Here is a 24,235-nt window from a genome sequence, read left to right as displayed (position 1 = left end):
ATATTATTGCTTTGTATCATACATATAGGCGCGTGTCCATGGAATATCATCATTAATCCCTTTCGTAAATACGAATTGGTGTAAGTCGATATTGCCTGTATAGAATGAAGCTGCGCAAGCATTTAAATAGAGGCGCCACATCCGGATGAAGCGTTCATCTTTCGTTTTGCGAATTTCATCAAGTGCATTTTCGAAATTTTTGGCCCAGTGTTCCAATGTTTTACCGTAGTGTCTTCGTAAGCTTTCCACATCCACGAGGAACATTTTTTGATTCGTGATGTTTGTAATTAATTCACTAACAGCTGGAACGTATCCACCAGGGAAGATATATTTTTCAATCCATCCATTTGTAGCTCCATCTGTTGGGGAAGTAATACAATGTAGTACAGAAACACCACCGTCTGTTAATAGACGATTTACTGTATGAAAATATTCAGTAATACGATCTTTTCCCACATGTTCAATCATACCAACACTTACAATTTTGTCGAACTTGCGATTTGTAATGTCACGATAATCAAGTAAGGCAACTTCCACTAAATCAGTAAGGCCTTCTTGCTTAATTCTTTCAGTAGTTTTTGCGTACTGTTCTTCACTTAATGTTACGCCCATTGCCTTCACGCCGTATTGCTTCGCGGCTGCTGTAATCAGTTCTCCCCATCCGCATCCGATATCTAATAAAGTATCTCCTTTACGAAGATTTAATTTTTTTAGAATGTGATTTACTTTATTATGTTGAGCTGTTGTTAAGGAGTCATCAGGATGCTGAAAATAAGCACAAGAATATGTCATTGTGTCATCAAGCCATAGTTTATAAAAGTCGTTTCCAATATCATAGTGATGAGTAATGTCTTCTTTATTTTTCTTCTTTGAAAAATTCCATTTACTTGTGAAATATTGTAGCTTACTATTTCCTAAAAAGCTTTCTTGACTTTTGTAAATGGACTCAATTGCTTTTTCAAGATCACCCTTTAATTCAATATCTCCATTCATATAAGCTTCGCCGAATGCGATAGATGGGTCTTTGGCAAGTTCTTTTTTGGAAAGTGGTTTATGGAATGTAATTTGAAATAGAGGTTCTCCTTCACCATATTGAACTGTTTTTCCATCCCAAAGCGTCACTTCAATAGGGTCTGAAAAGAGATTTTCTAATATTTTTCGATAAAACATTTCTTCAACCATATAAACATCTCCTATAATAATATAAAAATTGTAGGAAACTATCATGATAGTTAATAAAGTTAAATAATTAGCTAATTACGATGAAAGTAATTCTACGCCTTTCCAAAATGATAGTCAAATGATTCGATTTGGATTGTAAATTAGAAGTTTGTTTGTTTTTTATGGCATATTTACAATATATTCATTTTTTATCCATATTTCCTTGTTACAATGGGAGAGAGAAGAAGGGAAGGGTGGGGTGTTATGGAGAAGATAAAAGCAATATTATTTGATAAAGATGGTACATTAATGGATTTCCATTCCATTTGGGTAAAAGTAGCCGAAGAACTTGTCGCTCAACTTATAAAGGTATATAATTTGCCACAATCTTTGCAACAAACGCTTTTACATGAAATAGGTGTAGAAGAAAATTTTGTTCATCCTGAGAGTGCCTTAGCAGCTGGAACAAGTCGTGATGTAGCAAAAGTATTTTGTGAATATATTCCATCAGAAAGAGAAGAGGATATGCATCAGTGGGTGAGTCAGCAATTATTTACTCTTATGTATGACCACCGCTTTCATATGAAAATGACAGCGAATATTCCGGAAATTTTACAAACGTTGAAAGATAGAGATTTTATTTTAGGCGTTGTAACAGCTGATGATTTAGCGCCTACAGAATTATTTTTGAAGCAATATCAATTGGAATCTTTCTTTGATTGTATAATTACTTCTGACACTTTCTCAGCACAAAAGCCAGATAAGAAAATTATAGAATTCATTTGCGAAAGGTTCCATCTCATACCGTCAGAAGTTGCTGTTATTGGAGATACACCAACAGATTTACATTTAGCGAAAAATAGTGGGGATTGTTATGCAATCGGTGTGCTATCTGGGACTGGGGATTATCAAACTTTAGCACCGCTTGCAGATCTTATATTGGATTCGGTAGGAGATCTGATTTCAAGTTCTGGTACACTTCTTTTTGAACAAGTAAAGCCTAATAGATAAATAAAATAAGTCTATAATGACTTGAAATAAGTCGTTATAGACTTATTTTTTGTGTCGAAATATAAAGAAAAACGGAAGAATGCTAGGTTCATAAGTTGGCATACATTTTGCAATAAATATAAGAAAAAACATTGTATAGAAAAGGATGGGAAAAACGATGAGTATAAAAAAATATGCAAAAGTAAATGAGCAAATTCCAGGACCAAAGGCAGCTTCTCTATTAGAACGTCGTCAAAATATTATACCAAGAGGTGTGAGTAATGGGATTTCAACATTTGTACAATCAGCAGATGGAGCACTTGTAACAGATGTCGATGGAAACCAATTCATCGATTTTGCAGGTGCGATTGGAACGATTAATGTAGGACATTGTCATCCGGCAGTAACAGAAGCACTTCATAAACAAGTAGGTCAATATATTCATACTGGCTTTAATGTTATGATGTATGAACCGTATATTGAGTTAGCAGAGAAATTAGCTAGATTAGCACCAGGGAATTTTGATAAGCAAGTATTATTTTTAAATAGCGGTGCGGAAGCAGTTGAAAATGCGGTGAAGATTGCTCGTAAATATACGAGAAGATCCGGTATTATTGCATTTTCAAAAGGGTTTCATGGTCGCACATTAATGACGATGACGATGACAAGTAAAGTGAAACCTTATAAATTTGGTTTTGGACCATTTGCCCCTGAAGTATATAAAGCGCCGTTTCCATATGAGTATCGCCGTCCAGAAGGTTTGACAGATGAACAATATGATGACTTTATGATTGAGGAATTTAAGAACTTCTTCCTATCAGAAGTAGCTCCAGAAAGCATAGCTGCTGTTGTAATGGAACCTGTTCAAGGTGAGGGTGGTTTTATCGTGCCAAGTAAAAAGTTTGTTCAAGAAGTACGCCGTCTTTGCTCGGAACATGATATTTTATTTGTAGCTGATGAAATTCAAACAGGTTTTAGCCGGACAGGAAAATATTTTGCAATTGATCATTACGATGTTGTACCAGACTTAATTACGGTTTCTAAATCATTAGGGGCTGGAGTACCAATTAGTGGAGTTATTGGTCGTAAGGAGATAATGAATGAAGCAGCGCCAGGCGAGCTTGGAGGAACGTATGCGGGAAGTCCACTTGGCTGCGTAGCGGCATTAGCTGTTTTAGATATTATTGAGAAAGAAAAATTAAATGATCGAGCTATATATATCGGAAAAATTGTAATGGATCGATTTGAAGAGATGAAGAAGAAATATCATTGTATTGGTCATGTTCGTGGATTAGGGGCAATGTGTGCATTTGAACTTGTGAAAGATCAAAGTACGAAAGAGCCGGATAAAGCTTTAACTGCAAACTTATGTGCCGAAGCGAATAAACGCGGCTTGCTTTTATTATCAGCAGGAACTTACGGAAATGTTATTCGTATTCTTATGCCGCTCGTTATTACAGATGAGCAATTGGAAGAAGGGCTTACCATTATTGAAGAATCTTTACAAGCCTGTTATCAACAAGCAAATATAACTCGTGTATAAAGAGTAGATGCATAACACATTTGCAATTATTCTCGTTTACTCTCTTGAAAATACAGAAAATTCCCTTAAATTAAGATTTAGATTTATAATGGAATGTAAGAAGTAAATAATTGGAGTAAGGGATTGACTTTGAGGAGTGGCTAGAATGGTTGCAGAAAAGGAAAGAGCGTATATGGATTTAAAAGATGTATTTGAATATGCATTTGACGAAATCTTTGTTACAGATGAGAAAGGGATTGTTGTACGTGTCAATAGTACATGTGAAAGGCACTATCAATTGTCCGCGAAAGAATTGATTGGGAAGCATGTGAAAGATTTGCAAAAAGAAGGGATTTTTTATCCATCTGCAACATTAGAAGTCATTGAGAAGAAGAAACCAATTGAACTTGTTCAGACAACAAAATCAGGCGAGTATTTACATGTTCGTACAAGACCTGTGTTTGATGCAGAGGGAAATTTACGCAGAGTCATTAGTTATTCTCGTGATCTTACTGAACTCTATCAATTACGGAAAAAGGTAGAGGAGATGGATCACCAATTAAAGACATATAAAAGAGAATTACGAGAAACATATGAACACGAAGGACTTATTTTTAAAAGTGTAGCTATGCAGAAAATAGTCAAAACTATCAAAAAAATATCTATGGTAGATAGTACAGTCCTCATTTTAGGTGAGACTGGTGTAGGAAAGAGTAGATTAGTACGTCATTTACATGAAATCAGTCATCGAAAAAATGAAATGTTCTATGAAATGAACTGTGCGACATTGCCAACAAATCTTATTGAATCAGAGCTATTTGGATATGCTGGAGGGTCCTTTACAGGTGCCAATCGTGAAGGGAAGAAAGGGATATTAGAACTAGCGCATAAAGGAACGCTCTTTTTAGATGAAATAGGAGAAATGCCGCTAGAAATGCAAGCGAAATTATTACAAGTGTTACAGGAAAAAACATTCCGCCCAGTAGGGGGGAGAGAATTAAAAAAGGTAGATGTTCGTATTGTAGCAGCGACGAATAGAAATTTAGCAGAAATGGTGAAACAAGGGACATTTCGAAAAGACTTGTTTTACCGCCTAAATGTCATACCGATTCAAATTCCGCCGCTTCGTGAAAGAACAGAGGACATTTTGCCATTAGTTTATCATTATTTACAACACTTTAATGAAAAGTATGGGCGAAATGTAAAATTAGCCCCTAGTACATTACAAATGTTTGTAGGATATCCTTGGGAAGGGAATAATCGTGAAATTGAGAATGTAATTGAGCGGCTCGTTATTACTGCTGACGATGTTGTTACGATAGAAGATTTACCAGTATCTATGCAAGAAGTAACGATTGAACAATCCGGTCAAAGCCTCTACCAAATGTTGGAGGAAGTAGAGCGGAATATTATTTTAAAAGCATATAAAACATATGGATCAAGCTATAAAGTAGCAGAGTTCTTGAAAATAAGTCAATCGGCAGCTACTCGGAAAATTAAGAAGTTTATAGGAGGGGAATTTGTAGTTGGGAGAGAAGAAGAAACTTAAAAAGGTGTTATCACGTTTTGATGTTCTTTTTCTCGCGATCGGTGCAATGCTTGGATGGGGCTGGGTTGTACTCTCGGGGGATTGGGTTACATCTGCTGGTTCAATGGGAGCTGTAATTGCCTTTATTATTGGGGGATTACTTGTTACTTTTGTTGGATTAACATACGCTGAACTTGCTTCCGCGATGCCGGAAACAGGCGGTGGTTTATTGTATGTACGTAAGGCATTTGGAAAGAAGGCGGCTTTTGTTGCATCATGGGCAATCATACTAGGATATGTATCTGTCGTTACCTTTGAAGCTGTTGCATTACCGACAGTGGTAGATTATGTATTACCTCATTATCAAAGTATTTATTTATGGACGATTGCTGGTTGGGATGTATACTTGACATGGGCGATGATTGGAATGGGTGGTGCCCTTTTCATTACAATTATCAATTATTTTGGTGTAAAGACAGCAGCCGTGTTTCAAAGTATATTTACCATCTTTATTGTAGCCATAGGAATTATGCTCGTTTTTGGCGCTGGTTTCAACGGCGATACAAAAAATTTAGAACCGTTTTTTATAAATGGTACAGGCGGAGTGATGGCTGTTCTTATTATGGTTCCATTTTTATTTGTTGGATTCGATGTAATCCCGCAAGTTGCTGAAGAAGTAAATCTTCCATTTAAAGAAATTGGGAAAGTTTTAATCTTTTCTGTCATTTGTGCCGTGGTTTTCTATCTTTTCATAGCATTAGGTGTATCGATGGCGTTAAATCAAAAAGATTTTCTTCAAACAAAATTAGCAACAGCAGATGCTATGGGAGCAGTGTTCGGTTCTAAAATATTTGCGAATATCTTAATTTTTGGTGGCTTAGCTGGTATTATTACGAGTTGGAATGCTTTCATCATTGGAGGCAGTCGTGTATTATATGCAATGTCGAAAGAAGGAATGATACCAGCGTGGTTTGGAAAAGTGCATCCAAAATATAACACACCTTCTCATTCTATCATCTTTTTAGGGATGCTATCTTTTTTTGCACCATTATTAGGAAGACCAGCACTTGTTTGGATTGTAGATGCAGGTGGACTTGGCATTGTTGTTTCTTACTTATTAGTCAGTCTATCCTTTTTCATATTGCGAAAAAGAGCACCGAAGATGAAGCGGCCATTTCAAGTAAAGAATGGAAGAATAGTTGGAAGTATTGCAATTATATTAAGTATTGGCTTTATTGTATTATATATGCCGGGCATGCCAGCGGCGCTAATTTGGCCATATGAATGGTTAATGGTACTAGGCTGGGTAATTTTTGGAGGTTATTTCTTTATTAGAATGCTTCTCGGTAAGTATGAAAGAAACACTTTAAAACAGGAAAGTATAGAGGAGGAAGAGAATTTTGGATAAGAAAGCGACATATGTAAATTTAGATCAAAAAGCAATGTATATAAATGGTGAATGGATTCAATTAGAGGAACAAATTGAAATTCATAATCCAGCAACACAAGAAGTATTTGCCGCTGTTCCGAAAGGTGGAGTGACAGAGGCGAAGCAAGCCGTTGATGCTGCGCATGAGGCTTTTAAATCTTGGTCGAAATTAACAGCGGCTGAGCGTGCGGAGAAATTAAGAAAATGGTTTACACTTATTGATGAAAATAAAGAAGAAATTGCTGCTATTATGACGAAAGAACAAGGAAAGCCGTTTCCTGAGGCACTTGGAGAAGTAAATTATGCGAATAGCTTTGTAGAGTGGTATGCAGAAGAAGGAAAACGTGTATACGGTGAAATGATTCCAGCTTCTCATCCGAATAAACGCATTTTAGTAACGAAACAACCTGTTGGGGTTATTGCAGCCATTACACCATGGAACTTCCCAGCGGCAATGATTACAAGAAAAGTGGCACCAGCACTTGCTGCAGGCTGTACAGCAGTTGTAAAACCTGCTAGTCAAACCCCGTTAACAGCGCTGAAATTAGCGGAATTAGCACATAAAGCTGATATTCCAAAAGGTGTTTTAAATATTGTAACAGGTAGTGCTAAAGCGATTGCTGATACTTGGATGGAAGATGGCCGCGTAAGAAAGGTTTCCTTTACAGGATCAACGGAAATTGGAAAAGAATTAATGTCTAGCGCTGCGAAAACGATGAAGAAAGTGTCACTTGAACTAGGAGGACACGCTCCATTTATCGTGATGAATGATGCGGATTTAGATAAAGCTGTCGAAGCGGTAATTGGGTCGAAATTCCGTAATGCTGGGCAAACATGTATCTGTACAAACCGCGTTTTTGTACAGGAAGCAGTATATGAAGAATTTGCAGCGAAATTCAAAAACGCAGTTGCACAGCTAAAAGTTGGAGATGGTTTTGGAGAAGGGACAACTGTAGGACCGCTTATCGATGCAAATGCAGTAGAAAAAGTACAAGAGCATATTGAAGATGCAGTGAAAAAAGGCGGCGAAATATTATATGGGGGCCAAACGGTTACAGAATTAAATGGTCACTTCATTGAACCAACTGTTATTGGCGGCGCAGATGATACGATGCTATGTATGACAGAAGAAACATTTGGTCCAGTAGCGCCAGTAGCGAAGTTTAAAACGGTAGAAGAAGTGATTGAACGTGCGAATAATACACCATATGGTTTAGCGGCATATATATTTACAAAAGATATTACTCAAGCATTCCAAATTAGTGAAGCATTAGAATATGGAATTATCGGTTTAAATGATGGACTTCCATCTGTTGCGCAAGCTCCGTTTGGTGGATTTAAAGAAAGCGGGATTGGTCGTGAAGGCGGTCACTTTGGAATCGAAGAGTATCTAGAAATTAAATATATTTCATTAGGATTATAATGCGAACAATCTTGTTTAGGAGAAGATAAAAATATATACTAGAATCTCTATAATTTAACAAAAAGATGAGGGGTTCTAGATGATATATTGGTTATTATTACTCGTAACAATTATATTTGAAATCGCTGGAACGGTCGCAATGAAGTTATCAAATGGTTTAACGAAGTTTGTTCCAAGTGTATTCATTTTTGTATGCTATGGCATTTGTTTTAGCGTTTTTGCCATTGTCGTAAAAAAGATTCATCTAAGTATTGCTTATGCGATCTGGTCCGGTTTAGGCACATTATGTATTACAATCATTAGCGTTTACTTTTTTAAAGAACATATTAGCTTGTTTCAAGCGTTTTGTATTTTGTTCATTGTATTAGGTGTAATCGGATTAAAAGTTTCATCAGCAACATAAAAGCTGTCTTCCAATTTTCGGAAGACAGCTTTTTGTTCTTTATTAAAACGCCCAATTCCCTTTACGGAAGATAGGCTCATGTTTCCCGTCAGCTGTAATACCGTCGATATCAAGCTCAGCTGAACCAATCATGAAGTCTTCGTGTGTAATGCTAGCATTTGCTCCGTTTGCTGCAAGTTCCTCTTTCGTCATTGTTTTTCCGCCCTCTAAGTTAAATGCATAAGCATTTCCAATTGCTAAATGACAAGATGCATTTTCATCAAATAGCGTATTGTAGAATAGAATATTTGTATTTGAAATCGGTGAATCATGCGGCACTAAGGCAACTTCTCCTAAGAAGTGAGAACCTTCATCTGTTTCGATTAAATGTTTTAACGCTTCTTCGCCAACGTCTGCTTTATAGTCAATGATGCGACCATTTTCAAAAGTGAGTGTAAAGTTGTCAATAATATTTCCGGAAAACACGAATGGTTTTGTGCTCGAAACATAGCCGTTCACACCTGTCTTTAACGGCATAGTAAAGACTTCTTCTGTTGGAATATTAGCCATAAACGGTACATTTTTTTCATTTAAGCTACCAGCGCCAGCCCAAACGTGTTTCTCTGGAAGCTCAATTGTTAAATCTGTTCCAGGGCCTGTGTAGTGAAGTGCTTTGTAATGTTTTTCATTTAAGTAGTCGACTTTTTTATGTAACGTTTCATCATGCTCTTTCCATGCTTCAACTGGATTTTCTAGAGTTGTACGAGTCGCTTGGAAAATAGCATCCCACAGCTTTTCTTCTTGTTGTTCTGGCGATACATCTGGGAATACTTTTGCAGCCCATTCTTTTGTAGGAACAGAGATGACGCACCAGCTGACTTTATCAGCTTGTACATAATCGCGGTATACTTTCATCGCTTCTCCAGCAACTTTATGTGCAGTTGCAATTTTTGTTGCATCTACCCCTTTTAGTAAGTCTGGATTCTCTGCATAAATAGACATAAATGCCGCACCTTCTTTTGCTAATTCTTCACGTGCGCGCGCTTTCCAAGCAGGAAATTCAGAGAACGCTTCAACTGGAGCTAAATCAAACTTTAAGCGTGTTAACACTTCATCATTCCAATCTACATATACATGCTTTGCACCAGATTTATATGCTTTTTCTGTAACGAGACGTACAAATGGAGCAGCTTCAAGTGGGGCATTAATCGATAACGTTTGACCAGGTTGAATGTTTACACCAACATTTACTGCAAGTGCAGCATATTTCTCTAAGTTCTGTTCAAATGACATATGTATAATCTCCTTTATTCAAAATATTCATTATATACATAATACAGGAAAAATTCAAAAATATAAATAGAACTCAGCTGTTATTGAGCTTTATTTAATAGAAGCAGCAAATTGTTCTACCGTAGTTGTGTGATGGACGCGAACACGTTTCATTTTTAACAATTCGTCCGCCTCACCTTTTGTAATAAATTGTCCTGGTTTAGTTGTTGTAGCGAACTGATAATATTTTTTCGTTTCTGCAACAACTTTATCATCTACATGTCCAAACGGATAGGCGATAGCGATAACTGGTTTTCCAGTAATCTTTTCAAGCTTTTCTTTCGATCCTTTTAACTCTTCTTCATAGTTTGTGATTTTTGGTAGATCGGCATGTGTCGCTGTATGAGATTGGACAGAGAAGATACCAGAGTTCACCATTTCTTTTATTTCATCAGCCGATAAGGCGCCTTCAACACCAACATTATCAACAATCATATATTCGGTTGCAGTCGGTTTAAAAGTATCATCCTTTAATTGTTGCAGAATGCGGAATGCATTCATATTATTTTTCATCCCATCATCAAGTGTTACAAATATCGGTTTATTTACTTTATTAATCTCGTTCCATCGTTCAAATGTTAATAATGTATACCCGTTGTCTTTTAAATATTTCATTTGCGCTTCAAAGTTAGCAGGTGATACAAATAAGTCTTTAATTCCTTGACCGTGATAATCATCGATAGCGTGATACATTAGGACAGGAATATGTTGCTGGAATGTAATTGTAGATGGTGTAAGAGGGATGCTTTTTCCGTCTTCTTTCACACCGAATGCTTCAATTTGATATTCACCGCGTTTTCCTTCAAACTCTTTTACATCAAAAGGAATTACAAATTGATTGTCTTTTTCTTTAGAAGTGAAAGGTTTTGCACTCTCTTTTCCGTCTGCCGTTCGCCAAATTTTGTACTGTACTTCTGTGAAAGAATCTTTTACATCTGTTACACGAATTGATGTATTCATAGATTCATATGTAATAGGATCAGAAACAATCTTTCCTTGTGGTTTTACAACTTCGTCTTGTTTTTTCACTTGCTTTTGAACCTGTTTCTCTTGTTTCGGTTCATTACTTGCATTGCTAGTGTTACAGCCCGCTAGAATAGCAGATGTGCATAGAGCAATAGCAGCATATTTTTTCATAACGATCACCTTCTATTGTGTAGTATGTTGCCTATTTATATTGAAATACCCACCGATGTAAGAGTGGTGGTTTTATACCCTTGTTCATCATATCATTTGAGGAAAATTAGTGGTTGTGAATCGACCTACTTTTTCTTTTTTGATTAACGGAAATGATTAGATAAGCTGCTACAAAAAGGACAGGTAGAATGAATACATATATTGGAATCCCTAATATATAGTAGCTTTTTAAACTGAAAAACAGTACATGTAAAAAATCAAAAAGAATGTGAGCCTTCATTATAATCCCCCATTGCATATTTTTTACAAATTATAACATTTTAAAAGGGTAATGAATATTAGGAAATAAGAATTAAGCGAAATTTAAAGTAAGCGAAATAACAAAAAGTCTGTATGATACGACTCGTATCATACAGACTTTTTGTTAAATAAATAATCCAGCGATTGTAGCGGATAAAATAGAAGCAAGTGTTGATGCAAATAGCATTTTCCAACCAAATTTAGAAACAACACTTCCTTGTTTTTCAGAAAGAGCACGAATGGTACCGACGATTGCACCAATTTGGCTAATACTTGCGAAGCTAATTAAGAATACTGTAACGATTCCAATTGTACGTGGAGATAATGTTTTCGCAATTTCTTTTAAATCAAGGATTGCTACAAATTCATTTAAGGCGATTTTCGTCCCCATAATGCCGCCAGCTGGGATAATTTCATGAGCTGGAATCCCCATTAGGAAAGCAAATGGTGCTAGAATATAACCAAAAATTTGTTGCAGTGTAATTGTATATCCCATTGCACCTGAAGCTGAGGTAATTACGTAGTTTACAACTTCCATTACACCAATGAAGGCGATCATTAATGCAGCAACGATACCAGCTACTTTTAAACCGTCTAACGCGCCGTTAATCATTGCGCCAATGAAGCTATCTCCAAATAAGCTTCGATCAAATTTTTGAACCGTTTCTTCTTCACGTTTTGTATCAACGGGTGTTAATAAAGAACAAACAATTAAGCTTGAGAATAAGTTCAATGGAAGAGCAGCTAATACATATTTTGCATCTAGCATCATCACGTATGATGCGGTAACAGAAGCTGAAACAGAGCTCATCGCTGAACAACAAATGATGAACATACGGTTTTTATTAAAGTGTTTTAAGTCATTTTTAATTACGATTAAAGCTTCACTTGAACCGAAGAATACAGAGTTTACTGCATGGAAGGACTCAACGCGTGGTAAACCAGTAACTTTTGAAATAGCACCGCCCACAACGCGAACAATAAATGGTAGAACGCCTAAATAACTAAAAATAGAAAGTAGTGCTGAGAAAAAGACGATAATTAATAGTACGTTTAAGAAAAAGACAAAATCTCGTTGAATTCCATTGAAAAGAAAATCAACACCTGTTGTACCAAGTTTAATAAGTTTATTGAAGACCTTACTAATTAAAATAATGATTTGTTGACCAATTTTTGTGGCAAACATAAACCATCCGATTAAAATTTGAAAACCAATCATAATAGCAATTGCACGAAAGTTAATTTTACTTTTGTTGTTTGATAAAGCAAAACATAAACCTAACACGGCGAGGATGCCGATAATGCTTATTACATATTGCATGTAATTGCCCCTTTCACAAGTTCTTATAAAGTTTTTACATAAAACATTAGTTATATAACTAATAAATAAAGGATTTAGAAGTTTTATGTCATACGTAAGATGTCCGACCTTTTAAAAGTAAAAATAAAAAAAGACTCATAATGGATTCACTTTCATCTATGAGAGAAAGCTAATCAATATAAGTCTTTCTATAAGCTAATATTCATTAGTTTTCCCCATAGTCCGGCAATTATTGGTTGCCAGGTAGAAACTCTCGATCCATATTATCGAGGATATATGAGGTAACATCGTCCGTATTAAATTATTAGTAGCGTAACATTAATAGAGAAGTGTCGTCAATAGCTTTTTTTCTCCCAATAGAAAAAGACTATATAAGTATGATAAAATGTAACGCAGTGTTATGAAAAAGAGAGGTCGGAAAATGAGTAATAAAATGACGCCACCAGTTGAAAAAAACGAATTTATAGATGTAGTATTTGAAGATTTAACCCATGATGGTGCCGGTGTTGCGAAAGTAAAAGGATATCCTATTTTCGTCAAAAACGGATTACCAGGTGAAGAAGCGCAAATTAAAATTATTAAAGTAAAAAAGAACTTCGCATTCGGTCGTTTAATGAAGCTTTACACAGAAAGTCCATATCGTAAAGAGGCAGAGTGCCCGGTTTACAACCAATGCGGAGGTTGTCAGCTTCAGCACGTAACATATGAAGGACAACTACAGGCAAAACAAAAACAAGTGCGCGATGTCATGCAGCGTATTGGAGGTCTTTATGACGTGCCAGTTCACCCTGTTCTCGGTATGGAAAATCCGTGGGTTTATCGCAACAAAGCACAAGTGCCAATTGGAGAACGTGAAGGCGGACTAGTAGCGGGTTTCTACCGTCAAGGGACGCATGACATCATCAATATGGAAACGTGCTTAATTCAAGCGGAAGAGAACGATACATTAATTCAAGAAGTGAAACGTATTTGTGAAACGCATGGCATTCGAGCGTACAATGAAGAACGTCATAAAGGCACACTTCGCCACGTAATGGCAAGATATGGACAAGTAACAGGGGAAATTATGCTTGTCTTCATTACGCGTACGGCAAAACTTCTAAATAAAAAGGCGATAATCGAAGAAATTACAGCGAAATTCCCAAATGTAAAATCAATTGTTCAAAACGTAAACACGAAACGTACAAATGTAATTTTCGGAGACACAACAACAGTCCTATACGGATCAGAATATATTTATGACTTTATCGGTGATATTCAATTTGCGATTTCAGCACGTTCTTTCTACCAAGTAAACCCAGAGCAAACGAAAGTGCTATACGATAAAGCATTAGAATATGCACAACTAGACGGAAATGAAACAGTTATTGATGCGTACTGCGGAATCGGATCCATTTCTCTATTCTTAGCGCAAAAAGCGAAAAAAGTATATGGCGTTGAAATTGTGCCAGAAGCAATCGAAGACGCAAAACGAAACGCAGCACTCAACAATATGACAAATGTAGAATTTGCAGTTGGAGAAGCGGAAGTTGTCATTCCAAACTGGTACAAAGAAGGCGTAATCGCTGATACAATCGTCGTCGATCCGCCGCGCAAAGGATGCGATGAAGCATTACTAAACACAATCATCGACATGAAGCCAAAGCGCGTCGTATACGTATCATGTAACCCAGCAACGCTTGCACGCGACTTAAAAGTACTAGAAGAAGGCGGATATAAAACACAGGAAGTACAGCCTGTTGATATGTTCCCGCATACGACTCATGTGGAGTGTGTAGCTTGGCTGAAGTTGGTATAATAGAAAAGCAGTTGATATAGAAAAAATCTATACCATCTGCTTTTTGGTTTATAAAAATACCATTTAGAAATAATTTTAGTTAAAATAAATATTGCTGATTTTTACAAATGATAAAGTGAAACTTTAATCAGTGGGGGTTTTCTTCATCCCCCACTGATTATGAGCCCTCACCAATCGGGCTGTTACGGGCAGCCCTACTCCCACCTATCTTCCTTGCTTCTCTCTGAATCTTGAGGTGGGAGTCTTACTGCCCGTTAATGCGGGATAAATGTTCAAATGTACTGTAGATTTTTTAATTGAGAGGATTTGAGTTTGACATGATAGATAATTTTTGGCGTGATTTACCACGACCATTTTTTGTACTTGCACCAATGGAAGATGTGACAGATGTTGTTTTTCGTCACGTAGTCAGTGAAGCTGGTCGACCGGATGTATTTTTCACGGAGTTTACAAACTCGGATAGCTATTGTCATCCAGAGGGTATGAAAAGTGTGCGTGGCCGTTTAATTTTTACAGAAGATGAACAGCCGATAGTGGCGCATATTTGGGGAGATAATCCCGAATATTTCCGTCAGATGAGTATTGGCATGGCAGAGCTAGGATTTAAAGGGATCGATATTAATATGGGCTGTCCTGTACCGAATGTGGCTTCGAGAGGTAAAGGTAGTGGCCTTATTCTGCGTCCAGACGTTGCGGCAGAACTTATTCAAGCAGCAAAAGCGGGCGGACTGCCTGTCAGCGTAAAAACACGACTTGGCTTTAAAGAGGTAAATGAGTGGGAGGAGTGGTTAACGCATATTTTCAAACAGGATATTGCGAACCTTTCTATTCATTTACGCACAAGAGAAGAAATGAGCCAAGTGGCTGCGCATTGGGAGTTAATTCCAGAAATCAAAAAATTACGTGACCGTATCGCACCAAATACGCTCCTAACAATCAATGGAGACATTCCTGACCGTCAAACCGGGCTACAGCTTGCTGAAAAATATGGCATTGATGGCGTGATGATCGGGCGAGGTATCTTTAAAAATCCATTTGCGTTTGAAAAAGAGCCAAGAGAGCATAGCAGTAAAGAACATCTTGATCTTTTAAGACTACAACTTGACCTTCAAGATCAATATGCAGAAGTACTACCACGTTCCATCACAGGGCTTCATCGCTTTTTCAAAATTTATGTAAAAGGATTCCATGGAGCTGCTGAATTAAGAAATCAATTGATGAGCACGAAATCAACAGATGAAGTGCGTGCATTGCTTGATAACTTTGAAAAAGACGTGGACAGTGAAATGATGTAACTCTCAAAAAAGTTAGAGAAAAAATGAATTACGTCAACTCATGTGTACGTATTTTATTCGGTTTCAAGTTTTTTTGCAGCCAGCAACTTTTTTTGATAAAGTTTGTTTTCTGAAAGAAACAGGTCTGAAGAATGTAATAAACCCACCAGCACCTTTGTGTTGTCATATACACTCTGTATATAGGGAGTGTGTAGCGGTGCTTATTTTAAAATCAAGCAGCCTGCTCTCTGACAAGGGGGCACTGCTTTTTTTAGTTTTTTGAAAAGGATTAACGAAACTATATTGAATCTGAATATTTTCAAGCGGTATCATAAGTGATGTTTTCTACTAGTGAATGTAGAATTGAAGGCGCGAGTTTTTTAGTGTTAGAAAGCCATTTAACTTAGTTGAATGCTAAATGGTTTAGTTTTCCTATTTTTTATTTGTGATAATATGAATAAAGATTAAGTGGGATAAATCTTATGGAGGTTATTATGAAAAAAGTCGCTGTAATACAGGATTTATCATCTTTTGGAAAATGTTCATTAACCGCTGCGATTCCGGTTCTTTCGGTAATGGGGGTACAGGCATGTCCTTTACCAACTGCTATATTGTCTGCACAAACAGGTTATCCAAGTTTTTTTTGTGAAGATTTTACATCTAAAATGAAATATTTCGAAGAGGAATGGAGCAAGCTTCAGGTAACCTTTGACGGAATTTATACCGGATTTGTAACCGGCCGAGAACAGATTGATAATATTTTTCATTTTTTAGATACATTTCATACAAAAGAAACCACCTTGCTTGTGGATCCTGTGATGGGGGATATAGGTCAGGCTTATAAACTTTTTACAGAAGAATTGCTAGTGCGAATGAGAGAACTTGTGAAATATGCAGATGTGATTACACCAAATGTAACGGAGTGCTGTCTATTAACCGGATTATCTTATGAAAAACTATATAGCTATTTAAATGAAAGGGATTTTATCGAAGCATTAGAAGAAGCAGGAAAAACGTTGCAGCAAGAAACGGATGCTAAGGTGATCATAACTGGTGTGAATCCACCGTCAGCAGATCCAGATAAGCAGTTTATCGGAAATATGTATTTGGGTGGGAATAAAACTTTTTATAGCACTATTCCGTATAATGGTAAAAGTTATTCTGGTACGGGTGATTTATTTACTTCTGTCATAATGGGAAGCATGATGCGAGGAGAGAGTCTAGAAAAATCTGTGCATCTCGCAGAGGCATTTCTAACAGCAGCCATTCATGATACCTCTTTGGAGCAAATTTCTGAAGTAGAAGGAGTTAACTTCGAAAAATATTTGAGAATGTTATTATAAAGTAAAACTTTATTCGGGATAAAAAGTCTAAAAATGCGGCTTTAAAATGTGAAAATATTCATTTGGCAGACATTCGTTTAAAAGTGACGGAGATATAATCTGAAGAGTGATTTTTGATAATACGATTATATGTAACACGAGAGTTTAGAGTATGTTAGAGAATAAACTTTAACTGCTGTACAAATAAGCAACATTTCAGGAGGAATAACAATGGCAATGAGCAACAACGATATATTAAAAAGAGTAAGATATGCTATGGATATAAAAGATACAGATATGGTGGAAATATTTAAACTTGGTGGCATTGAAGTAACGAAAGAAGAAGTAGTTGATATGCTTACAAAAGTAAAGAAAAGTCCCCAACATGAAGCCGAAAATGCGGATGTAGTTGAAAATGATTACGTACTAACATGCGATATTATGATGTTAGAGTCATTTTTAAATGGATTTATTACTTTAAAAAGAGGAAAGCAAGATTCGAAACCAGGACAACCGGTACCTTTACAGGGGAATGAAAGTGCCAATAACCTTCTTCTAAAGAAAATGAAAATAGCATTATCTTTAACGAGTGAGGATGTGCTTGATATATTAGACAGTGTAGGAGTTAAGGTGACAAAAGGAGAGTTAGGCGCTCTATTAAGAAAGAAAGGCCATAAGAATTACAAAGAGTGTGGGGATAGATACGCAAGGAATTTCATTAAGGGATTAGCTGTAAAGTATAGAGGGTAATGAGTCCGTTAAAGTGGTAAATGATATAATAGGTAGAGTGGGATGGTTGTGTCCTACTCTTTTTTATTTGTAAAATAATATGCTAGGTGATGAAATGGTACATACATATTTAGGTGAGACAATTCATTTTTATATAACTTATAAGAAGAAAAAGTCTGTGCGTCTTTTGGTAGACTCGTACGGAAATGTGGAAGTGCAAGCTCCAAAAGGGACACCTGTTGAATACTTAGTCCAGTTGCTAGAGGAGAAATGGGATTGGATTCAGAAAACACGTAAGGAAATGCTGGAGCGAGTGCGTGGTCCACAGGAAAAGACTTATGATCAAGGAGAGGGATTTTTGTATTTAGGGAGTACGTATCCGATACAGATTTCCCAAGATACAAGCATTGAGCAAGATAACGCAATATTTGAAGGAGATAAGCTGCATATTTATGTGAAAGAGCTTAAGGATGAGAAAATACAACAAGCTTTAAAACGATTTTATTATAAGCAGTGTAAGGCGTTAGTAGAGAAGAGTATTAAAGCGCATCAAATTAATTTCAAAACAAAACCGCGTTCTATTCGTATTACAGATAGTAGTCGTACGTGGGGAACGTGTGATTCAAATTTACAGCTAACATTCAATTGGAAGCTAGCGATGGCACCGCAGCGAGTAATTGATTATGTAGTTGTTCACGAAATGTGCCATATGGTCCATTTAAATCATGATCGATCCTTTTGGCGTCTTGTCGGGAAGATCATGCCTAATTATAAGGAAATGGAAAACTGGTTAGCGTTATCAAGTTGGAAGATGACGGTTTAGTAGGAGTTCCCAACCCGAGGTATTGTGTAAATGAATATTATTATTTGAATCATATAGAGTTATTAATTTTCAGTGCATTGTGATATTATCAAGAATGTAAATGGATTAAAATGGAATATTATTGTGGTGGGAGTGAGAAAATGCAAACAAATAATGTGAAATCAGTCCTTGAAGCGTGGCGTTTGATAGAGTCATTAAATCCAAGTGAAGTTCCTGGTAAGGAAGAAAGAATAAAAAAGAGTTATTTTAAAGATAATCAAGATAGAAATAGAACACAGTTAATACAACTTGAGGAATATCCTTGGGAAGAAAATCAATTGAAAGATGATGAGAACTATAAAGTGCAATATCAGTACTATATGTCTTGTTTTGAACATTATAAACTAGTTGATTTTATACGGGGAATTTTAAAAAATAGTGACGAGGTTATTAATAAAGATTATAAAACATTATTTGGCTTTTCTTTTTCTGTAGATGATGAAGGAAACTATATTACAGGTTCAATATTTGTTCCTTTGCTTATGTATGTAATGAAAAGGATGATACAGAATAAGGAAAATTATTATAGTAATCTTCTTGTTCAATTTGAAGGTCAATTAAAGTTGTTTGAGGAAGAAATAGAAAATACTTTTATTAATGGAGTAACAAGTGAGGCCTTAATCAAAGTTCAGCAAATTTACCAACGTTATTTTTATCAAGTAGAAGATAGTAATATAAATTATTTGGAATTGAAAGTAGTTAAAGCGGATAAGAAAGTTCCTATTCAAAACTTTAATAGTTTTTATTTAAAAGATTTGGTTAATATACTGGAAAAAGGGGAAAATGAAGCGCTTCGTCAGTTTATTGAGGGAGTGAATATTGAAAAACGTATAGATATAAATGAGAATCGGGAATATATCGAAACGATTTTACAACCTAGCCGTATACCCGATGGACGTTGGCCATCACCTGTAGAACATAGATTATCATTGATGCAGCAAGTAGCTGTTAACCAGATTTTAAATAGTAATCAACAAATTAGTTCTGTTAATGGGCCACCTGGAACGGGTAAAACTACATTGTTAAAAGATATTTTTGCAAATATTGTAGTTGAAAGGGCAAAGGAAATAATAAAGTTTAAAGATCCTACCCAAGCATTTCAAAAAGAGAAAACAATTAAAGTAGACGACTATCATTATCCAATATACATATTGGCTCCTAATTTAAGAAAATATTCAATGGTAGTTGCATCAAGTAATAACGGGGCTGTTGAAAATATTTCAAAGGATTTACCAAAAGAAAAAGAAGTAATACGTACGTCTAATGAAAAGGAACCGAATCATTATGATGCTTTGTATGCTGAAGAGGCAAGCGAATTAGAAATGTATTCATCGGTAGCGCAAGATCTTTTAGGAGACGAGATAAAAACATGGGGCCTATTTTCAGGGGTTCTTGGGAAGTCAGAAAATATTTATAACTTTGGTCAAGCCTTGTATAAATCAAAGGAGAATGGTAAAGGATTTATACAACAACTAGAAGAAGAGAGCAAAATAATAACATTAGAAAACTGGGAAAATGCGGTTGAAGATTTTCAAAATGTTTTTGAATCGATACTTAAGAAAAAAGAAGAACTTCAAAAATTCTCTAATAATTATAAGGTGAATTTATCTTTGAATGACTCATTAGAAAAAAAGAAAGAACAAATCCTTATATTTAAAGAAGAGAAAACAAAGATAGATGACAGATGCGAGTATTTAGAAGTGCAAAGAAAGCTGACAGAGCAACAAATTCAAATGGTACCTAAGCTATCTTTTTTTAAAAGGCTTTTGGGCAAGAAAAATGTTAAAAAACTGGAGTTAGAAAAGGAATTAAATGATATTATTTGTGAATTAAAGGGAAAACAGGAAGAAGCTTATTTAAAAGGGGAACAGATAAAAGATAATAAGAAGATAATAGAGAAAATAAAGATAGAGAATTCTATTTTTATAGAGCAACAAAATTATTATAAAGAACAGGGTGTAGTACTACCGAGTGAAGAGTATTGGTCAAATTCAAAAGAGGCATATGAATATCGTCAACTAAATACAATTTGGCTTACTGATGAATTGAACTTTGAAAGAGGCTTACTGTTTTTAAAGGCTATGAAAATTCATAAGTTACTACTTGCGTTCAATTTTAAAGCGATTAAATCCACTATACGTTTACTTAATAATCGCACAAAGTTAGATTTGAATGATGCAGAGAATAGAAGGTATTTAAAAAATATTTGGGAAACAATTCATTTAATTACCCCTTTAATTAGTACGACTTTTGCAAGTTTTAGTTCTATGTATAAAGGTATAGGAAAGGATAGCATTAATTATTTATTTATAGATGAAGCAGGACAGGCAAGTCCGCAACAGGCAGCTGGTGCTATATGGAGAGCAAAGAATGTAATAGTAGTTGGGGACCCTATTCAAATTGAGCCAGTTGTCACAATCGACCAAACAATTTTAGGGGATATTAGAAAATATTTTAGTATAGATAATAAATATATTGATATGGGAAGTTCTGTTCAAACATTGGCAGATTTAGCAAATCCATATGGTACATTTAATAATTCTGGACAATGGATTGGAACACCATTATGGGTTCATAGAAGGTGTTTAGATCCAATGTTTACAATAGCTAATGAAATAGCTTACGAAAATAAAATGGTATTGGCTCAAAAAGAGCGAGGAAAGAGTGTGTGGTTTGACTGTAAAGGTTTGACCACAGATCGCCAATTTGTAGAGCAACAAGGAAAATTAGTAATAGAGCATATTGTGCGCCTATGGACAAATATTTCAAAACCGCCAAATGTATATATAATTTCTCCTTTTACTGCAGTAAAGGATAGTATGAAACAAGAGTTGGAAAGTAAATTGAAGGATATGAACATCTCTCATACGTTAATTAAAAATTTCTTGAAAAATTCTATAGGGACTGTTCATACATTTCAAGGAAAGGAAGCAGATGTTGTTTATTTTATAACTGGCACAGATATGAATAGCGATAGTGCGGCTAATTGGTCATGTTCGAAGCCTAATTTGTTAAATGTTGCAGTTACAAGAGCCAAAAAGGAATTTTATGTGATAGGTGATTATAAACGATTTTCTCAGAAACCGTATTATAAATCTATAGTAGATAATGTAGATAAGGTTCAGAGGGAAAATATCCATTCAATGAATAAGTAAAATTATTTATAGGTTATGGGTACATTAAAACAAATGACCAATGAGAAGTAAGATGCATTGGTTATTTGTTTTTTAATAATAGGTGATTATTTGGAGAATTTAACGAAAAAAGTATTATTTAGTTTCACCATCTCATACCCACGATACCTCTCCGAAAGCAAAGCCTGCTGTTCACTAGTATCACTCATCAGAACGCTCTTAACATCTGTCCAATCTCTTTCTTTATCTCCACGCAATTCCTTCACAAAAACATACCGCATACTCCCGCCATATTTCTCTTTCAGCGCAGCAATCTCCATTCCTTGCGCAAACTTATCCTTCAAACTTGGAATGTTAAAAGGTGCAACGGTGCAGCAAACATAGTTGTACTGGCCAGCATCTTTTTGCAATTCATCCATAATGACTTTCGCTAATATTTTTTGCATCCCATTTCCTCGGCAGTTCGGATGAACGTTTGAAATTTCTTGATAGATGACGCGGTGCAAGTCACTTTTTGGCAAACCAATATCAAGTCCTAAATGTTCATCGTCGATAGGAGGGACGAGTAGCGCACGAAATGCGATGAGTTCGTTTTCAATAAAAACACCAATCATTATGCCATTTCCTTCTAGAATGTATTGAAATTCTTCTTGTGAGAGTGGTTGTAAACGGCCTTTATCCTCTAATGCCTCAACGACGGCGTTTTGTAACGATAAAATTTGTTCAATGTGCTCTAGTGATAGTAATGTAACGTGAAATGGCTCTTTATTTTGTTTTAATGTTCCTTTGTATAGAACCGTCATGCTTTAGTCCTCCTTTAGCGTACAACGTCTTGAAAGAGGGTTAGTTCTTGTAGTGTATCTTCGTTTATGTCAATGCCGAGTCCCGGTTTTTCGTTTAAGCGAATAAATGATACGTCATAATGTAAGTTTTCGATATCTTTTGTGAATTTCAATGGTCCTGTAAGTTCGACACTCGTAATAATTTTTTTGAGAAAGCGACATGGAATCCTGCGGAAGAGGCAACGGTTGTACCAATAATAAGTGGAACGTGAGGACTTTGTTTTAATACAAAAATTGTAACCATCATAACTGCAACGGTAATGATAATAGGGATAATCGCTACTCCAAAAGGTATTTCTTTTTTCATAAATTTCCTCCTTGTTACGTATGTTTGTTTGTATTTTTAGAATTGTCGTAAAATAGACGTTTATTAGGATGTGATAACTAAAAATATATGTAAGTGTCAACAAAAAACAGAAAATAAGGAATGTTCTATTTGTTAGTTTAGTTTGTAATATAGATGCGGAGTAAGCCTTTTAAGTGTTTAAAAATAAATAATTGACTTTTTTCAAAAACTCAATATGTTCTTAAAAACATCTGTTTTTTATAAGTATAATTAACCTTATGGTTTGCAATCTGGGAAGGAGACTGGAACGTTGAAAACATTAGAACTACAAGAGCGTTTAACGGAGATTTTTCAGCATTTACATGAAAACCCTGAAGTGAGTTGGAAAGAGTATAAAACGACAGCGTATATTACTAACTTTTTAAAAGAAGAAGGAATTTCATATAAAACATTTGATGATTGTCCAGGTGTAATTGCTGAGATTGGAAATGGGAATCTGGTTATTGCGATTCGTGCCGATTTGGATGCACTTTGGCAAGAAGTAGATGGGGAAGCGGTACGGTTAGATTTATTTTTCAGCTGACAGAAGAGAAGGGAAATGGTGCTTTAAAGATGGTAGAGAATGGAGCTGTAGATGATGCTGATTTCTTATTCGGTGTCCATCTAAGATCAATTGAAGAACTGTCTTTAAAACAAGCAGCCCCATCAATTCGTCACGGAGCAGCAGGGTTTTTAGAGAGGATGATTCATGGGGAGGATGCGCACGGGGCAAGACCACATCAAGGGGTGAATGCAATTGATGTCATTTCCATGATTAATATCGGTTTAAAAAACATTTGGCTACCACCGCAAAGTTCATATTCAGTAAAGATGACAAGGTGCCAAGCTGGCGGTGATAATTTAAATAGCATTCCAGGTAATGGTCACTTCAGTTTAGATGTAAGAGCAGAGAGTAATACACTATTAGAAGAATTAAAGAAAAAATAGAACATGTAATAAAATCAGCTGCATCGATGGGATTGAAAACTTCATACAAATGGATTGATTTAGCGCCAGGAACAAAAGTTTCAGAAGAAGCAGAGCGCTATATGCGTAAAGGCATTCTCGAAGTGTATGTGGAAGAGAGATGTACAAGACCGCTCTATACAACTGGAAGCGATGATTTCCATTACTACACAGTGAAGAGACCACATTTAAAAACTGTTATGCTTGGACTAGGAGCAAATCTACAACCCGGATTACACCATCCATATATGAGATTTGACCATAGTTGTATAATAGATGGGGTAGAAATATTGAAGCAAACAGTATTGAAAGTGTTGAAAGACAGGGGCTAGAAAGCTCCTGTTTTTTTGTTATGATTTTTCGAAGCGTCCATATCATTTCACATGCTATTTAATTTGATGAAAAAAACCTCTCCGATACATGGTGTATAATAATAAGTACCATTTCTTGATAGGAGA

Annotated in this window: 17 protein-coding genes, 2 pseudogenes and 1 riboswitch; of the genes and pseudogenes, 13 read left to right on the top strand and 6 right to left on the bottom strand. The window is 35.8% G+C overall.

Annotated features, from left to right (window positions below):
- Positions 1 to 3: 3 nt before the first annotated feature.
- Positions 4 to 1,182, bottom strand: coding sequence for an SAM-dependent methyltransferase (locus MR063_RS14170; RefSeq protein ID WP_242198728.1), 1,179 nt, complete (start codon positions 1,180 to 1,182; stop codon positions 4 to 6).
- A gap of 243 nt (positions 1,183 to 1,425) precedes the next feature.
- Between MR063_RS14170 and MR063_RS14165 the strand changes: the two genes are divergently transcribed.
- From MR063_RS14165 to MR063_RS14140, 6 genes are all read left to right on the top strand, one after another.
- Entirely contained in the window at positions 1,426 to 2,172 is a 747-nt protein-coding gene (locus tag MR063_RS14165) for an HAD family hydrolase (RefSeq protein WP_242198724.1), read from the top strand.
- A 157-nt stretch (positions 2,173 to 2,329) separates the two neighbouring features.
- On the top strand, positions 2,330 to 3,694 hold the full coding sequence (gene gabT, locus MR063_RS14160) for a 4-aminobutyrate--2-oxoglutarate transaminase (RefSeq protein WP_242198722.1): 1,365 nt from the start codon (positions 2,330 to 2,332) through the stop codon (positions 3,692 to 3,694).
- Positions 3,695 to 3,839: 145 nt separating this feature from the next.
- A complete protein-coding gene (locus MR063_RS14155; protein WP_242198720.1) occupies positions 3,840 to 5,222 on the top strand; it encodes a sigma-54 interaction domain-containing protein in 1,383 nt (460 codons plus the stop codon).
- Entirely contained in the window at positions 5,200 to 6,609 is a 1,410-nt protein-coding gene (locus MR063_RS14150) for an APC family permease (protein WP_242198718.1), read from the top strand. The genes MR063_RS14155 and MR063_RS14150 overlap by 23 nt, the downstream gene beginning before the upstream one ends.
- A complete protein-coding gene (locus MR063_RS14145; protein WP_242198716.1) occupies positions 6,602 to 8,053 on the top strand; it encodes an NAD-dependent succinate-semialdehyde dehydrogenase in 1,452 nt (483 codons plus the stop codon). Before MR063_RS14150 ends, MR063_RS14145 begins: the two co-directional genes overlap by 8 nt.
- Positions 8,054 to 8,132: 79 nt before the next feature.
- On the top strand, positions 8,133 to 8,456 hold the full coding sequence (locus MR063_RS14140; protein WP_242144334.1) for a DMT family transporter: 324 nt from the start codon (positions 8,133 to 8,135) through the stop codon (positions 8,454 to 8,456).
- 42 nt (positions 8,457 to 8,498) lie between these two features.
- Here the strand turns inward: MR063_RS14140 and MR063_RS14135 are convergent, their stop codons facing one another.
- The 3 genes from MR063_RS14135 to MR063_RS14125 all read right to left on the bottom strand — a co-directional run bounded on the left by MR063_RS14135 (position 8,499) and on the right by MR063_RS14125 (position 12,525).
- Complete coding sequence (locus MR063_RS14135; protein WP_242198713.1) at positions 8,499 to 9,728, bottom strand: aminopeptidase; 1,230 nt, start codon at positions 9,726 to 9,728, stop codon at positions 8,499 to 8,501.
- 90 nt (positions 9,729 to 9,818) lie between these two features.
- Positions 9,819 to 10,904, bottom strand: coding sequence for a polysaccharide deacetylase family protein (locus MR063_RS14130; protein WP_242198711.1), 1,086 nt, complete (start codon positions 10,902 to 10,904; stop codon positions 9,819 to 9,821).
- 424 nt (positions 10,905 to 11,328) lie between these two features.
- Complete coding sequence (locus tag MR063_RS14125) at positions 11,329 to 12,525, bottom strand: NupC/NupG family nucleoside CNT transporter (protein WP_242198710.1); 1,197 nt, start codon at positions 12,523 to 12,525, stop codon at positions 11,329 to 11,331.
- 198 nt (positions 12,526 to 12,723) lie between these two features.
- Positions 12,724 to 12,825: riboswitch (purine riboswitch) on the bottom strand.
- A 121-nt stretch (positions 12,826 to 12,946) separates the two neighbouring features.
- Here MR063_RS14125 and rlmD point away from each other — a divergent pair.
- From rlmD to MR063_RS14095, 6 genes are all read left to right on the top strand, one after another.
- The gene (rlmD, locus tag MR063_RS14120; RefSeq protein WP_242198707.1) at positions 12,947 to 14,323 is read left to right on the top strand and encodes a 23S rRNA (uracil(1939)-C(5))-methyltransferase RlmD; all 1,377 of its coding nucleotides are present in this window, start codon (positions 12,947 to 12,949) and stop codon (positions 14,321 to 14,323) included.
- Positions 14,324 to 14,640: 317 nt separating this feature from the next.
- On the top strand, positions 14,641 to 15,618 hold the full coding sequence (locus tag MR063_RS14115; protein ID WP_242198806.1) for a tRNA dihydrouridine synthase: 978 nt from the start codon (positions 14,641 to 14,643) through the stop codon (positions 15,616 to 15,618).
- A gap of 473 nt (positions 15,619 to 16,091) precedes the next feature.
- Complete coding sequence (locus MR063_RS14110) at positions 16,092 to 16,940, top strand: pyridoxamine kinase (protein WP_242198704.1); 849 nt, start codon at positions 16,092 to 16,094, stop codon at positions 16,938 to 16,940.
- Positions 16,941 to 17,150: 210 nt separating this feature from the next.
- Positions 17,151 to 17,669, top strand: a complete 519-nt coding sequence (locus MR063_RS14105; protein ID WP_242198701.1) for a YehS family protein — start codon at positions 17,151 to 17,153, stop codon at positions 17,667 to 17,669.
- A gap of 94 nt (positions 17,670 to 17,763) precedes the next feature.
- Positions 17,764 to 18,471: a M48 family metallopeptidase gene (locus MR063_RS14100; protein ID WP_242198804.1), complete on the top strand. Its 708-nt coding sequence runs from the start codon at positions 17,764 to 17,766 to the stop codon at positions 18,469 to 18,471.
- A 140-nt stretch (positions 18,472 to 18,611) separates the two neighbouring features.
- Positions 18,612 to 21,665, top strand: a complete 3,054-nt coding sequence (locus tag MR063_RS14095; RefSeq protein ID WP_242198698.1) for a DEAD/DEAH box helicase — start codon at positions 18,612 to 18,614, stop codon at positions 21,663 to 21,665.
- Between the two features lie 86 nt (positions 21,666 to 21,751).
- Here the strand turns inward: MR063_RS14095 and MR063_RS14090 are convergent, their stop codons facing one another.
- Both MR063_RS14090 and MR063_RS14085 read right to left on the bottom strand, forming a co-directional pair.
- Entirely contained in the window at positions 21,752 to 22,447 is a 696-nt protein-coding gene (locus tag MR063_RS14090; RefSeq protein ID WP_242198695.1) for a GNAT family N-acetyltransferase, read from the bottom strand.
- Between the two features lie 14 nt (positions 22,448 to 22,461).
- Positions 22,462 to 22,673 (bottom strand): annotated as a pseudogene (locus tag MR063_RS14085) (dipeptide epimerase); the annotation flags it as partial.
- A 409-nt stretch (positions 22,674 to 23,082) separates the two neighbouring features.
- Here MR063_RS14085 and MR063_RS14075 point away from each other — a divergent pair.
- Positions 23,083 to 24,109, top strand: a pseudogene (locus MR063_RS14075) (M20/M25/M40 family metallo-hydrolase).
- The last annotated feature ends 126 nt before the right edge of the window (positions 24,110 to 24,235 follow it).

Source organism: Bacillus cereus group sp. BfR-BA-01492 (genome assembly GCF_022662815.1).
Lineage (GTDB): Bacteria > Bacillota > Bacilli > Bacillales > Bacillaceae_G > Bacillus_A > Bacillus_A cereus_BD.
The sequence above is the reverse complement of the archived record's forward strand: the minus strand, read 5'-3'. Positions and strand labels throughout refer to the sequence as shown.

What these genes read in the sequence shown, in the direction of transcription:
- MR063_RS14170 (WP_242198728.1), bottom strand. Translation starts at nt 1,182, where the DNA reads ATGGTTGAAGAAATGTTTTATCGAAAAATATTAGAAAATCTCTTTTCA.
- MR063_RS14165 (WP_242198724.1), top strand. Translation starts at nt 1,426, where the DNA reads ATGGAGAAGATAAAAGCAATATTATTTGATAAAGATGGTACATTAATG.
- gabT (WP_242198722.1), top strand. Translation starts at nt 2,330, where the DNA reads ATGAGTATAAAAAAATATGCAAAAGTAAATGAGCAAATTCCAGGACCA.
- MR063_RS14155 (WP_242198720.1), top strand. Translation starts at nt 3,840, where the DNA reads ATGGTTGCAGAAAAGGAAAGAGCGTATATGGATTTAAAAGATGTATTT.
- MR063_RS14140 (WP_242144334.1), top strand. Translation starts at nt 8,133, where the DNA reads ATGATATATTGGTTATTATTACTCGTAACAATTATATTTGAAATCGCT.
- MR063_RS14135 (WP_242198713.1), bottom strand. Translation starts at nt 9,728, where the DNA reads ATGTCATTTGAACAGAACTTAGAGAAATATGCTGCACTTGCAGTAAAT.
- MR063_RS14130 (WP_242198711.1), bottom strand. Translation starts at nt 10,904, where the DNA reads ATGAAAAAATATGCTGCTATTGCTCTATGCACATCTGCTATTCTAGCG.
- MR063_RS14125 (WP_242198710.1), bottom strand. Translation starts at nt 12,525, where the DNA reads ATGCAATATGTAATAAGCATTATCGGCATCCTCGCCGTGTTAGGTTTA.
- rlmD (WP_242198707.1), top strand. Translation starts at nt 12,947, where the DNA reads ATGAGTAATAAAATGACGCCACCAGTTGAAAAAAACGAATTTATAGAT.
- MR063_RS14115 (WP_242198806.1), top strand. Translation starts at nt 14,641, where the DNA reads ATGATAGATAATTTTTGGCGTGATTTACCACGACCATTTTTTGTACTT.
- MR063_RS14110 (WP_242198704.1), top strand. Translation starts at nt 16,092, where the DNA reads ATGAAAAAAGTCGCTGTAATACAGGATTTATCATCTTTTGGAAAATGT.
- MR063_RS14105 (WP_242198701.1), top strand. Translation starts at nt 17,151, where the DNA reads ATGGCAATGAGCAACAACGATATATTAAAAAGAGTAAGATATGCTATG.
- MR063_RS14100 (WP_242198804.1), top strand. Translation starts at nt 17,764, where the DNA reads ATGGTACATACATATTTAGGTGAGACAATTCATTTTTATATAACTTAT.
- MR063_RS14095 (WP_242198698.1), top strand. Translation starts at nt 18,612, where the DNA reads ATGCAAACAAATAATGTGAAATCAGTCCTTGAAGCGTGGCGTTTGATA.
- MR063_RS14090 (WP_242198695.1), bottom strand. Translation starts at nt 22,447, where the DNA reads ATGACGGTTCTATACAAAGGAACATTAAAACAAAATAAAGAGCCATTT.